Annotated in this window: 10 protein-coding genes; 2 read left to right on the top strand and 8 right to left on the bottom strand. The window is 50.6% G+C overall.

Features of this window, described 5'->3' with window-relative positions; genetic code table 11:
• Positions 1-38: 38 nt before the first annotated feature.
• Positions 39-536 (bottom strand): anthrone oxygenase family protein, encoded by a 498-nt coding sequence (locus GJJ30_RS18350; RefSeq protein ID WP_154176637.1) that lies wholly within the window; start codon positions 534-536, stop codon positions 39-41.
• A 213-nt stretch (positions 537-749) separates the two neighbouring features.
• Between GJJ30_RS18350 and GJJ30_RS18345 the strand changes: the two genes are divergently transcribed.
• Positions 750-3,257, top strand: coding sequence for a bifunctional YncE family protein/alkaline phosphatase family protein (locus GJJ30_RS18345; RefSeq protein WP_154176636.1), 2,508 nt, complete (start codon positions 750-752; stop codon positions 3,255-3,257).
• A gap of 56 nt (positions 3,258-3,313) precedes the next feature.
• On the opposite strand, the gene GJJ30_RS18340 is transcribed toward GJJ30_RS18345, so the two are convergent.
• From GJJ30_RS18340 to GJJ30_RS18330, 3 genes are all read right to left on the bottom strand, one after another.
• Positions 3,314-3,649: a hypothetical protein gene (locus tag GJJ30_RS18340; protein ID WP_154176635.1), complete on the bottom strand. Its 336-nt coding sequence runs from the start codon at positions 3,647-3,649 to the stop codon at positions 3,314-3,316.
• A 111-nt stretch (positions 3,650-3,760) separates the two neighbouring features.
• On the bottom strand, positions 3,761-5,233 hold the full coding sequence (gene guaB, locus GJJ30_RS18335) for an IMP dehydrogenase (RefSeq protein WP_154176634.1): 1,473 nt from the start codon (positions 5,231-5,233) through the stop codon (positions 3,761-3,763).
• Positions 5,234-5,290: 57 nt separating this feature from the next.
• A complete protein-coding gene (locus tag GJJ30_RS18330) occupies positions 5,291-5,674 on the bottom strand; it encodes a DUF2141 domain-containing protein (protein WP_229313228.1) in 384 nt (127 codons plus the stop codon).
• Between the two features lie 264 nt (positions 5,675-5,938).
• Here GJJ30_RS18330 and GJJ30_RS18325 point away from each other — a divergent pair, with 264 nt between their 5' ends.
• A complete protein-coding gene (locus tag GJJ30_RS18325) occupies positions 5,939-6,538 on the top strand; it encodes a Crp/Fnr family transcriptional regulator (protein ID WP_154176632.1) in 600 nt (199 codons plus the stop codon).
• A 444-nt stretch (positions 6,539-6,982) separates the two neighbouring features.
• Here GJJ30_RS18325 and GJJ30_RS18320 read toward each other — a convergent pair whose 3' ends face one another.
• Genes GJJ30_RS18320 through GJJ30_RS18305 form a run of 4 tightly spaced genes read right to left on the bottom strand, consistent with a single transcriptional unit; the run spans position 6,983 to position 13,046 of the window.
• Positions 6,983-10,060 (bottom strand): efflux RND transporter permease subunit, encoded by a 3,078-nt coding sequence (locus GJJ30_RS18320; RefSeq protein ID WP_154176631.1) that lies wholly within the window; start codon positions 10,058-10,060, stop codon positions 6,983-6,985.
• Positions 10,061-10,112: 52 nt separating this feature from the next.
• Positions 10,113-10,520 carry a four helix bundle protein gene (locus GJJ30_RS18315; protein ID WP_229313226.1) on the bottom strand — a complete coding sequence of 136 codons (408 nt, stop codon included), beginning with the start codon at positions 10,518-10,520 and terminating at the stop codon, positions 10,113-10,115.
• Between the two features lie 21 nt (positions 10,521-10,541).
• Positions 10,542-11,609 carry an efflux RND transporter periplasmic adaptor subunit gene (locus tag GJJ30_RS18310; RefSeq protein WP_154176629.1) on the bottom strand — a complete coding sequence of 356 codons (1,068 nt, stop codon included), beginning with the start codon at positions 11,607-11,609 and terminating at the stop codon, positions 10,542-10,544.
• Between the two features lie 51 nt (positions 11,610-11,660).
• Positions 11,661-13,046 carry a TolC family protein gene (locus GJJ30_RS18305; protein WP_154176628.1) on the bottom strand — a complete coding sequence of 462 codons (1,386 nt, stop codon included), beginning with the start codon at positions 13,044-13,046 and terminating at the stop codon, positions 11,661-11,663.
• Positions 13,047-13,077 lie beyond the last annotated feature (31 nt).

Raw genomic sequence — 13,077 nt, 5'->3', positions numbered from 1 at the left:
TTTGCCGAAGCGATTGTGTTGGCTTTTTGAAGGGTAACTTATTGTTCGTCAGGATTGAGGTAGGCGATGGTCAGCAGGGCAACGGCCAGCGCCGACGAAAGCGTACGGATGGTATTCAGCCGGTTCCAGGGACCTTCAAACTGCGCGCGTTGCCGGGTCATTTCTTCGGCCGAAGCCGACAGCAGGGGAAACGAATCGAGTTGGTTATTGAGCGGGATGTTGCCAAAAATTGTTACGCCGAATGCGCCCACAACGTACACCAGCGTGGCCGCCAGCAAAAACCAGAATCGCACCGACAGCGGCTGGTGGTACTGGAGCCAGACGCTGAGCGGCAGCAAAACCGGTGCGCCCAGGAAGCACAGAAGAAACACCGGATTCTGAATGGCGCGGTTAATGGATTGAAAAGCCGCGAGGTAGACAGCGTCGGACAGTCGGCCCAGCCCTAAATTAACGGAACAGGAGAACGCGAAGAAAATACCGGCCATCAAAGCCGTGGTGGTTCCGGCCAATATCAAAATTAGGTTCGCAAGTTTCATGGGAGTGTAACGGTTTGATTCTGGCACAAATATCCATTACCACATCTCCTGAAAATAGAACGAAACCGACAGAGACCTGGGCAACAGGTATCGCTTTATCATTCTGTTAAGGCGCGGCTTGTGGTTCGCAGGATGGGTAAATTTTACCGAACTTGCCTTTTACTAATTCAAATCGCTCTGGAATTTTTCGTCGCTACGTAAACGCTCTCCGGTATGTTAAACGCGTCCCTCTTTTCCCGTCTCGTTTGCCTGATTCTTCTCATTTTTCTAATTCCCGGTTGCCAGCGGAAAAACGCTTCGGGGCAGCAGGCGGAAGAAATTGCTTTTTATAAGCAGTTGAACAGCAAACGCATCGGTTTGCCCAATGGCTGGTCGCTTACACCCGCCGGAAACAGCCTCGATCTGGACGATCTGCCGTTGAATCTGGTGGTTTCGCCATCCCAAAAATACCTGGCGGTCACCAACAACGGGCAAAGCACCCAGAGCATTACGCTGATCGACGTGAAAGCGGAGAAAGTGGTCGATACCGCGCGCGTCGGTAAAGCCTATCTGGGACTGGCATTCAGCGACGATGAGAAACAATTGTACGCTTCGGGAGGCAACGACAATAAAATTCTGGTTTACAAAATCGAGGATAATCAGTTGGTGCCGGACGCGCCCATTGTGCTGGGAAAACCGTGGCCGGTGAAAATTTCGCCGACGGGTCTGTGCGTGGACAATGCCAAAAACCGCCTGTACGTGGTTACCAAAGAGGATAGTTCCTTGTACATCTGCGATACCAAAAACCGGCAAACCGTTACCCGGATGAATCTGGGAGCGGCCGCCTATACCTGCCTGCTTTCCGCCGATAAAAACGAACTGTACGTATCGCTCTGGGGCGGTTCCTCGGTATTGATGGTTGATCTGAATACCCGGAAAATAACCGCCAAAATTCCCACGAATAAAAATCCCAACGACCTGCTGCTGACCCGCGACGGCAAATTCCTGTTTGTCGCCAATGGCAACGATAACACCGTGGCGTTGATCGACGTGACGAAACGGGCAGTGATCGAAACCCTGACGGCCTCGCTCTTTCCGGATGCGCCCGTAGGCACTACCCCGAACGGACTGGCGTTGAGCGACGATGAAAATACGCTCTACATTGCCAACGCCGACAACAACTGCCTGGCGGTTTTCGATGTAACCACCAAAGGCCACGCCCGTTCGAGCGGTTTTATTCCTACCGGCTGGTATCCGACGGCAGTAAAAGTGATTGGCTCAAAAGTGTTTGTTACCAACGGAAAAGGATTTTCGCCCAAAGCCAACCCCAAGGGACCCAACCCGGTTTTGTCTAAAATGCCGCAGCAGGTCGGCCCAAACCCCCAGGCTAATACCGGTCGGCAACAGTACATCGGCGGTTTGTTCAAAGGAACGCTTTCGATCATCGACCAGCCAAAACCGGAAGAACTGGCGGCTTATTCCCGGCTGGTGTACGCCAACACGCCTTACACCAAAACCAAGGAAACCCAGGCAGAAGGAGAAGCGGGCAACCCGATTCCCCGGCGGGTGGGCGACAAATCGCCCATTAAATACGTGTTTTACATCATCAAGGAAAACCGTACTTACGACCAGATTCTGGGTGACATGAAAGAAGGCAACGGCGATCCGGCGCTGTGTCTTTTTCCCGAAAAATTTACGCCCAACCAGCACGCGCTGGCCAGGGAATTTGTGCTGTTGGATAACTTTTACGTCGATGCCGAGGTCAGCGCCGACGGACATAACTGGTCGTCGGCGGCTTACGCCAATGATTACGTAGAGAAAAACTGGGTGACGAGCTACGGCGGCCGGGGCGGTACATACGATTACGAAGGCCAGAAGGAAATTGCCCACCCACGGGACGGTTTTATCTGGGATCACTGCCTGCGGGCCGGGGTGAGTTTCCGGAGTTACGGTTGGTTTGCCGATGACGAAAAAGCCAACATCAAAACGTTGCAGGGCAAATTCTGCCCCGAATTCAAAGGGTTCGATCTGGGCTATATGGACAGCAGGCGCGAAGAAGCATGGGAAAAGGAGTTCGACCAGCTGGTTGCCGCTAAAAAAGTACCACAGCTGAATACGATCCGCTTCGGAAACGATCATACGTCCGGAGCCGCCGTCGGGAAACCGACGCCCTATGCCGCCATTGGCGACAATGACCTTGCCGTTGGCCGATTTGTGGAACACCTTTCGCAAAGCCCCATCTGGAACGAGTCCGTCGTGTTTATTCTGGAAGACGATGCTCAGAATGGGCCTGATCACGTCGATGCCCATCGCTCCATTGCTTTTGTGGCCGGTGGGTTTGTAAAACGCGGTTTTGTGGATCACACCATGTACTCGACCTCGGGCATGCTGCGCACGATTGAGCTGATTCTGGGCCTGAAACCGATGAGCCAGTACGATGCCGCTGCGACTCCGATGTGGCGGTGTTTCGACCGAAAACCCAATGCAACGCCTTTTCAGTCGAAAGAGCCGGGAACGGATATTAATCAGAAAAACATTGCGGTCAATAAGAATTCACAGCGTTCCCTTCAGTTTGATCTCACCAAACCGGACGCCATTGACGACCTGATTTTCAGCGAGATTGTGTGGCAAACCGTCCGGGGTGAAAAGAGCATCATGCCCGCTCCGCGCCGGGGTGCTTTCGTTCGACTGGGCCAGGGAGATGATGATGACGAGGAGGAGGAAGAAGGGGACGATGATTAAGGCTTATAACAACCAGCGATTTTAACCGCTGACAGGGCTTGCAGCCGCTGTCAGGGTTACTTCTTTCGCGTCGGTTCGGCGGGTTTTTCGTCGATTCCCATTGTCGTTAAAACCGGGTTCAACACCTGAGCAACAATGCGGATGCGGAAGACTTTGGCACCGGCCACGTCGAAATCGCACTGGTAACTGCCGCGCTGCTTCAGGCTCCGGTAAACCGCCGTGTAATTGACTTTGAGCGGCCAGCCGTTCAGCGCCAATTGCCCAATGATGGTTTCTACGGCTTTTTTGAGATTGGAAAAGAAAACAATGAAAGGTTCGCGTTGACGGAGCGTACTGAGGGAGCCAATGTACTGGATGTTGACTTCGTAGATCGTCTGTGACTGTTTTCTCATAACGGGCAAACCCGGTTTTTATTGTCTGCCTTGAAAAACTGCGGGATTATATTTCACAAAAATTCTCGTGTCTGGGGACCAACTGGCGGTCCCCAGATACGATTATAGTTTTTACCGCGACGAATAATTCGGGGCTTCTTTCTGAATCTGGATATCGTGCGGGTGGCTTTCGCGAACACCTGCGGAGGTGATTTTTACGAACTTAGCGTCCTGCAGCGTTTCAATATCTTTGGCACCGCAATAGCCCATTCCGGCTTTCAAACCACCGACCAGTTGATAAATAATCTCGGCCACACGGCCTTTGATGGGCACCCGGCCGACGATGCCTTCCGGAACCAGCTTTTTGATGTCGTCTTCCGCATCCTGGAAATACCGATCTTTGGAACCTTCTTCCATCGCTTCCACCGAGCCCATACCCCGGTACGTTTTAAACCGGCGACCTTCGTAGAGCACCACTTCGCCCGGCGCTTCTTCGGTTCCGGCCAGCAGCGAACCTACCATCACCGTATACGCGCCACCGGCAATCGCCTTCGTAATATCACCCGAAAAGCGAATACCGCCGTCGGCAATGACCGGAACGCCCGTGCCTTTCAGCGCCTTCGCCGATTCATAAACCGCCGTTAGCTGCGGCATCCCGATCCCGGCAATAATCCGGGTGGTACAGATACTGCCCGGCCCAACGCCCACTTTTACGGCATCAGCACCGGCGTCGGCTAAGGCTTTGGCACCTGCGCCCGTGGCCACGTTTCCGGCAATGACTTCCAGTTTCGGAAATTGCTTTTTAATATTCCGGACGGCGTCGATCACGCCCTGCGAATGACCGTGCGCCGTATCGACGCTGATCACGTCGACACCGGCTTTTACCAGGGCTTCGATGCGCCGGGTCAAGTCGGGCGTCACGCCCACGGCCGCGCCCACGCGCAACCGCCCCAGTTCATCTTTACAGGCGTTGGGGTGGTTTTTCTTCTTCAGGATATCCTTGTAGGTAATCAGACCGACCAGGCGGTTTTGATCGTCGACAATCGGCAGTTTTTCAATTTTATACTGTTGCAGGATACTTTCAGCTTCTTCGAGCGTGATGCGTTCCCGGGCCGTAATCAGGTTCGTCCGGGTCATGATGTCCGTGACGGGCTTCGAGAGTTCGGTCTGGAAGCGCAGGTCGCGGTTGGTCAGAATCCCGATGAGTTTATTAGACGCATCGACGACTGGAATACCGCCGATTTTCGATTCCCGCATGATCTGGTGGGCGTCGGCCAGAGTGGCGCCCTCCGTTAGCGTAATCGGGTCGATAATCATCCCGCTTTCCGAGCGTTTCACTTTCCGAACCTGTTCCGCCTGCAGTTCGATGCTCATGTTTTTGTGAATAATCCCGATCCCACCTTCCTGCGCCATCGCGATCGCAAGTTCAGACTCCGTGACGGTGTCCATTGCCGCCGAAATAAGCGGAATGTTCAGCCGGATGTTGCGGGTCAATTGGGTGGTTGTCTGGGTATCGCGGGGGAGAACCTCCGAAAAAGCAGGCAAAAGAAGAACGTCGTCGTAAGTAAGCGCTTCGTAGAGGAATTTTGAGGAGTCTAAGCTCATGGCAAATAAGCAGGATATGTTATTTGCCGGGTAAAGTTACTAAAAAACTTCTGAACGTCAGATTAATTTTATTGAAATCGTTTTTTCTGACGCACCAAGGCGCACCCGGCAGTCGGCAAAAACCGGTCCCGATACACGCGGGCGGTAATTATTACTGAATCCATAAGGTTCTTTCGGAATGCCAAATAAATTCTTGTCCAGTTTTCCGTTCCCGTTCACATCGTGGAAAAGGGCAACCGCGTAGTCACCCGGTTTTACATCAAACGCCAGGTGGACGTTATTGCCGCTGGCATCAATGACCTGACTGGCAATGGGTTTGCACCCCATCGGAAAATTCTCGCAGGCCGCATACAGGCCAACCCGAATTTGACCGGTAGAATGTCTGATATTTTCAATCGTCACGTTCAACTTCGCTTCCGAATTAAAACAAGAAAGTGTCATTAACTGTATTGCAAAAAATAGTAACATACTTTGGAAAGTGTTTAGGATTTATTAAACATCATTTTATGGATATTGTTTTTCTTAAGGAGCAAATAAAGAGCTATTTGTTACCAATAAATAGTAAGGTTATCCTTAATGGGTTGAATAATCGATAAAAATAGGCCTGATTTTTTATTTCTTATAAAATGTGTGACTTATATCAAGATGCTACGTCTATTTCTTCAACAAGGAAATAAAAATTAAGAAAATAGACTCCCTAGCCCGATGAAAGAACAATTTTATGCCAAATTTCTGGAATCACTGCTGGAAAGTTGTCCGATAAATGAAGAGATTGTCTGTATTATTCGACAACATTTAATTGTTCAGAAATTGCCGAAAGGAACGCACCTGGTATCAATAGGAGAAGTAGCTGATAAATTATTTTATATCGGTCAGGGCTTAGTAAGGAGTTATTATTATGTGGAAGGAAAAGAAGTGACTTCCTGGATTGCGGCTGAAGGGGATATTGCCTTGTCGACCTATAGCTTTTTCAAGCAGGTACCATCGTCGGAAAGTCTGGAATTACTCGAAGATTCGCAATTATTGTTTATTTCTTACCCGGATTTACAACGACTTTATTATAAACATCCAATTACCAACATGATTGGCCGGGTTCTCTGCGAAAAATACCTGGTCATCTTCGACGAACGCATTCGATCGCTCAGAATGCTCAACGCCGAGGAAAGATATTACCGCTTCTGTCAGCAATACCCCGATATCTGCGCAAGAACGCCCTTAAAACACATTGCTTCGTATTTAGGGCTCTCTCGTTTTACGTTAAGCAGGCTGAGAGGGCAGAAAATAAAAGTAGGGCTACTTAGTTAAAAACGAATTAAAAGTTGCTGTATAGTAAGTGTAAAATTGCTTTATAGCAACTATGTTTCGAATAGAACGTGTTAAATTTGTTCTACTTAAATTAAACAAACAAATATAGCCTCTTTGTTTTTTAATTAAAGTGTCATAATGTTATAACTACAAGAACCGTAAAGACTATTGCCATTGGTGATAGTCTTTATTTTTTTCATAATTGCGTTGATTATTTCATTGGGACAAAGATTAATAATTGTTTAGATAACTGCAATATAAATGCAAATATATTTTCATATTTTTTTTGCCGATATGGAATAAAGTTCAATTTTTGATCACTTAATATTTACTATTAGAATCAATTTAATATAAAAAGACTCGTAATTATTATGCATAAAGTTACTAATTACGAGTCTGTTATTCAATATAAAATAAACCGATTGTTCTCTTGTGTTTTGTCGATTAAGCTATTAATTCGGGCTCGCTCTCAGTTTCCGGTATTTTTACGTCGACGCGGGGCGGCAGTAATTTATACAAAACCGGGGTGACGATTCGGGAGAGCAAGGTCGAACTGATTAAACCGCCAATCAAGACCAGGGCCAGGGGCGAGTAGAGCGGGTTTCCTTCAATCGCCAGCGGGATCAGACCGCCAATGGCCGTTAAGGAAGTCAGCACGATGGGAACAAACCGGATTTCACCCGCCTGTTCAATGGCTTCGATCAGCGGCATGCCGCCCGCCCGGAGCTGGTTGGTAAAATCGACCAGCAGAATCGAGTTCTTGACTTCAATACCGATCAGGGCAATCAAACCGATCACGGCAACGAACGAGAACGGGTTTCCGGACAGCAGGAGCGCTGCAATGGCCCCAATGATTCCCAACGGAATGACCGACAGCACAATCAGTGTACTTTTGAACGTGCCGAATTCCAGAATCAACACGGCCAGAAAACCGAAAACCGTGATCAGGATGATGGTGCCTAAACCGCCGAACGATTTTTCCCGGCTTTCCAGCTCACCGGCAGCCTTGTAATGAAAACCGTCCGGAAATTTCAACGCGTCAAGTTTCTGAATCACTTCATTATAGACATTATCAACAAGATAACCGCTCTTTACAAAACCGGTAACCGTCACGTACCGGTCCTTGTCGTAGTGCCGGATCTGGTTGGTCGACGTTTCGAATTGCAGATCGGCAATCTGGCGAAGCGGCACCGAACTGCCCGTTTGGGTATTGACATACAGGTTGTTAAGCACCCGTAGGTCGGCAACTTTACCTTTGGGAAGTGTTACGTTGATCTGGTAATCGTCGCCGTCGAGGTCTTTATAGACGCCCACATTCAAACCGGCAATTGCCAGGCGGATCGTGCGGTTGATGTCGGCAACCGACATGCCCAGCATCCCGGCTTTTTCCTTGTTGATTTTAACGCGCAGATCGGTTTTGCGGGTCGCCAGCGGGTTGTTGATGTAAATCAAACCCGGAGTGGTTTTCAGGATTTTTTCCACATTGGCGGCCACCGTCCGAAGGCTGTCCAGATTTTCGCCGAACAATCGGATCGCGACCGGCGCTTCCTGATCGGGTCCCTGTTCAAAATCCTTGACCTCAATCTTGGCGTTGGGATAATATTTGAATTTATCCCGCATCTGGTCAATGAGTTGGCGTTTCTGGGCGGGCGGCATATCGTGGAGCTGCACAAAGAACTGCGAGAAGTTCGTAGCTTCATTCCGCTGGATAATGTTGTAGTAAATCCGGGGATTTCCCTTGCCGACATTGGTCGTGAAATACTTCACATCCGGTTCCTGACCCAATTGGCTCTCTACGTAGCGGGCCACGCGGTTGGTTTCCTGTAAACTGGTTCCTTCCGGCGTTTCGATGTTGATCAGAAACTGCGGTTTTTCGGACGCCGGAAACAACGCAAACCCCACTTTTGGCACCAGCGCCAGCGCTCCTCCGAAGATTGCCAACGCGCCCAGCAGCGTAATAACCGGATGGCGTAAGGCACTGTGTAACAGTTTGCTGTACGAACCGCTGATCAATTTCTTCAGCGCCCGCATGAAAATGTTTCCTTCCGGGTTGTGTTCTTCCTTCAAAATCCGGCTGGAAAGGAAAGGAACGATGGTCAGCGAAACCAGCAACGACGCCAGGATGGTTGTCACCACCGCCGTTGGCAGCGACCGGATGAAATCACCGGAGGCTTCGGGCAGGAACATCAGCGGCAAAAAGGCCAGAATCAACGTAACCGTACAGCCAATAACGGCCAGCGTAATCTGTTTGGTCGCCCGGATGGCCGCGTCCCGTTTCGAAAAGCCGTCCCGCAAATACCGTTCAATGTTTTCGACGACCACAATCGAGTCATCGACCAGAATACCCAGCGCCACAATCAAGCCTACGATACTTAACTGATTGATACTGAAACCGAACATGTTCAGCAACGACAGGCCAATCGACAGCGACAGCGGTATGGAAATCATGACGACAATGGCCGCCCGGATGCCGAGCGGTAAAAGCGTCAGCGCCACCAGCAAAATGGCGATGCCGAAATCTTTGGCAAACCGGCTCAGCCGGGCGTTGACGCTGGCGGCCTGATCGAAGTTTTTAACGAGCTTGATGTGGGGCGGCAGCGTTTTGGCAAAATTCTCGATCACCGGATTCAACTGTTCACCGACCTTGGCGATGTTTTCGCCCATTTTCTGCCCCGCCGTTACCAAAACCGCCCGGTGGCCGTTCAGGCGGGTAATGTGGGTTTCTTCTTCGTAATTGAAATCGACCTCGGCAATGTCGCGTAAGTAAATGATTTTCTGACCATTGGTCGACACCACGGTATTCCGGATTTCGTCCAGCGACTGATAATCACCACTGGTTTTGACGTTGAATTTGCGCGTCCCGGCCTGCAGGCTACCCCCCGGAATGTTCAGGTTTTCGGCCTGCAGAGCGCCCACCAGCCGGTTGACCGGAATGCCTTCCTGCGCCATTTTTTCGATGTTCAGCGAAATGCGAACCGTGCTGGCCGGATAGCCCCAGTCTTCCACGCCTTTCAGGCTTTTGACTTTCTCCAGGCGCTCCTTCAACTCGTCCGCGTAGTCGCCCAGCTCCTTGTTCGAAGCCACTTCCGACTGCAACGCAATCTGGACAATGCTGACATCCGTTGGCGAGAACTTTTTGATTTCAATGTTGAAAATATCCGGCGGCAATTGTGCCCGGAGTGCGTTGACTTCCCGCACCATTTCCTGGTATTTTTCGTCGGCGTCGGAACCGTAATCGTATTCCACGCGCAAAACCGCCAGGCCGTCGTCGATGGTGGTGATGACGTGACTGATATCGTCCAGGGCATTGAACCGGGCCTCGGCCGGGTCGACGACCAGTTCTTCCATGTCCTGCGCGTCGGTACCCGGATACACGATCACGACGGCGAAGGAAGGCGCCGTAAACTCGGGATCTTCCCCCCGCGGCATATTGAACAGCGAATTGACGCCCAGCGCCACCACGGCGATGAACACGACCAGCATAAACTGCCAGTTCTTGACGGAAAATTCGGATAAGTTCATAATTTGAATGAACAATTAATAATGAACAATGAACAAAATGGAGGTGGTAGTTTTATTCCTGTTTTGTTGTTTTTAGGATTGTTGTAAGCATTCGGATCAATTCTTTGTTATCATCTTTCAACGAATTGAACATTGCATTATCGAGATAACCGGTCGTGTGTAATAGACGGAGCCAGTAATCCGTTTCGCGGGATTCTTTCAATGAGATTTGCAATTTGGCAGCAAATTCTTTTTTTGAATAGGCGCTAACGGCCTCTTCAGCGTTAGCGCCTATTGAAGTTCCACTACGCAAAATTTGTCGCGCAATTGGCAAAATATCTTTATGGTTTTTGAAAAGCCATTTATAAAGATTCACAATTCGAACCGAAAACGAGAACGACTTTTCCAATACGGCATTAGGCTTTGGCACATACGGATTTCCCGGTTCAGTTACCTCAAAATCACCCAAAAAGTCTTCCATATCCCCGTTCATTATTCATTGTTAATTGTTCATTAATTTCACCGAAGACGTTTCAGTCAGGTAGGCAGAACCGGCGGTGACGACATTCAGAATGCCAGCTAAACCGTTCGTTAACAGTACTTTGTCGTTGTCGATAAATCCGATCTGGACCGGGGTTTTGCGGACGTGCTTCTGGTCGTCGGTCAGGACGAACACAAAACCGTCTTTGCCGTTTCCTTCCACAATGGCTTCAATCGGCACCAGGGCGTAGCTGCGGCTTTGGGCGGGTTGCAGGCTCACTTTGGCAAATAAACCGGGTGCGAATTTGACCGCGCCGGGATTGATCCGAATCTCTACTTCGTATAACTTGTTCGTTGGGTCGGCGGCTTGCGCCATTTCGCTAACCGTACCCGTAAACGTTTTGTCGGGATAAGCATCCAGCGTGACGGTAGCCCGGTTTCCCACCTTCAGCCGCGCCCAGTCTTTATCGGCCACACCGACCCGAACAACCCAGTCGTTTTTCCGGGTCGATGAAATCATGAAAGCCGGTGCGCCCGCCGATGTAAATTCGCCTTCGTTCAGAAACTTGCGCGTCACGGTTCCGTCGACCGTCGATCGGATTTGGGCGTAATTCTGGTTGAACTGGGCAATCGTCAGGTTTTGCTGCGCAACGTTATGGCCCGTCGTGGCATTCTGCAACTGTTCGAGCGTGGCCGCCGTATCGGCATACAGGGCTTTGACCCGGCTGAGATCGCGCTCGGCTTTTTCGTTGGCCAGTTGAGCCTGGCTCACCTGGGCGTTGATTTCCGTCAGATTCAGCGTTGCGAGCAACTGCCCTTTCCGAACAGGCTGCCCTTCATCGACGTAGATTTTCTGAATAATGCCACCGATCTTGAACGACAGTTTCGCTTCTTCCGCCGACGACACCAGCCCCGACGCCACCACGGGTTCCGAGCGGACCACCGACTCTACTTTGGTCAGTTTCACCGGAATCGACGCGTCGTCCGTTTGCTCCACCGGTTTTTTCTCGCGGCTTTCTTCGGCCTTGGTTCCGCAGGCCCAGAGGCCGCCGGTCAGCAGGAAAATCAGTATAAATTGAATCGCTTTCATTGAAGTAGTGGATTAGATACCAATGCGTTAGAGGATAAATGGAAGTGTATTTTACTGAATAGCCGTCGCCCGGTCGAGCGCGGCCCGTTTCGTGAGCACATCGTAGCGCGTCAGCACCTGCTGAATCTGCGCCGTTAGCCGGTCGTTCTGGAAGCGGAGGTATTCGACCAGCAGCGCCTGACCGTTGCGGTATTTGCTGTCGATGAGCCGGAACGTCTGTTCGGCATTGGCCAGACCGCTTTGCGTAGCCGTCAGACTTTCCGTGGCCGCATCCAGTTCGTAATACGCCTGCAACACCTGCAACTGAATCTGTTTTTCTACTTCCGTCAGCCGGGTTTGCACGATCTCGGTCTGAATTTTGGCCTGCTGCACTTTCGAGCGTTTTTCGTAGCCTTTGAACAAATCCCAGGACAAACCGACCTGCCCGACCACATATGCCTGATTACTAAAGGTATAGCCAAATCCCTGAAAACCAGCATTCCCGCCAACATAGACATTCGGCAACCTGATGGACGCTTCGTTCAGCTTGATGGCGTTTTGCGAGGCCCGGAGCGAACCGCCGAGCTGCTTGAGTTCCTGACGTCCCTGCAGGGCGGTTTGCTGCAAATCGGCGAGGGCAGGCGGAGCGGCTGGCAGCGTCCGGGTCAGCAGCGAATCCGCAAGAATGTCGGCGGAAAGGTCGCGGTTGAGCAGAAAGTTAAAATAGGCTTTGGCGCTCTGGCGGTTTTTGTCGGCCACCGCCAGTTGCTGATCGATTTTGCTGATTTCGTAACGGGTCGAGGTAACCACGTCTTTCGTTGCCACGTTGTTACTAACCAGTTTGTCGTTCAGTTTGGCCAGCTCGCGCAAAACCGCACGGTTATTTTCGTAGATCCGAACCGCATCGAGGGTTTGTAAATACTGGTAATAGGCTGTGGCAATGTTGTAGCGAAGCTCATTTTCGACCACGCGTTTGCGGGCTTCCTGGGCAGAGAGTAAATCTTTTTGAATCAAATAGTTGTACTGGATATCAGTATTGAAAACCGCGTATTGAACGCTCACTTTGGTGTCGTGAAAATTGTTGGGAGCCAGCAGTTCGTTGACGTTCGGGATGTTGGTCGGAAACCGTTCGGAACCGACATATTGATTCAGGGTAGCGTAAACCGGGTTGAGCAAATCGCCGACCGGAAACTGCAATCGCCGACCGCCAGCCGCCAGCGAATAGGTCGGATTGAACGTCAACCGCGGATAAAACAAGGCTTTCGCCTGATTGATCGACTCCGTGACGCGGCTGATTTCGAGCGATTCCTGTTTGAGTGCGAGGTTACTTTGTAAGCCTTCCTGAATATAAGCATCCAGAATGGCCGAAGGAGCTTGTGCGGTCTGCGCAGAAACCGCCAGTGGAATGAGTGCGGATAAAAGAATCAGCAAGTAGCTGACCGGTACCTTTTTGACCATACATTATATAATTAACACTGTTCAGTAAAAG

It is taken from the genome of Larkinella terrae (assembly GCF_009668025.1).
GTDB lineage: Bacteria > Bacteroidota > Bacteroidia > Cytophagales > Spirosomataceae > Larkinella > Larkinella terrae.
The sequence above is the reverse complement of the archived record's forward strand: the minus strand, read 5'-3'. Positions and strand labels throughout refer to the sequence as shown.

Coding starts and splice junctions, on each gene's coding strand:
- GJJ30_RS18325 (WP_154176632.1), top strand. CDS start 5,939: ATGAAAGAACAATTTTATGCCAAATTTCTGGAATCACTGCTGGAAAGT.
- GJJ30_RS18310 (WP_154176629.1), bottom strand. CDS start 11,609: ATGAAAGCGATTCAATTTATACTGATTTTCCTGCTGACCGGCGGCCTC.
- GJJ30_RS18305 (WP_154176628.1), bottom strand. CDS start 13,046: ATGGTCAAAAAGGTACCGGTCAGCTACTTGCTGATTCTTTTATCCGCA.
- GJJ30_RS18340 (WP_154176635.1), bottom strand. CDS start 3,649: ATGAGAAAACAGTCACAGACGATCTACGAAGTCAACATCCAGTACATT.
- GJJ30_RS18350 (WP_154176637.1), bottom strand. CDS start 536: ATGAAACTTGCGAACCTAATTTTGATATTGGCCGGAACCACCACGGCT.
- GJJ30_RS18345 (WP_154176636.1), top strand. CDS start 750: ATGTTAAACGCGTCCCTCTTTTCCCGTCTCGTTTGCCTGATTCTTCTC.
- GJJ30_RS18330 (WP_229313228.1), bottom strand. CDS start 5,674: ATGACACTTTCTTGTTTTAATTCGGAAGCGAAGTTGAACGTGACGATT.
- guaB (WP_154176634.1), bottom strand. CDS start 5,233: ATGAGCTTAGACTCCTCAAAATTCCTCTACGAAGCGCTTACTTACGAC.
- GJJ30_RS18315 (WP_229313226.1), bottom strand. CDS start 10,520: ATGGAAGACTTTTTGGGTGATTTTGAGGTAACTGAACCGGGAAATCCG.
- GJJ30_RS18320 (WP_154176631.1), bottom strand. CDS start 10,060: ATGAACTTATCCGAATTTTCCGTCAAGAACTGGCAGTTTATGCTGGTC.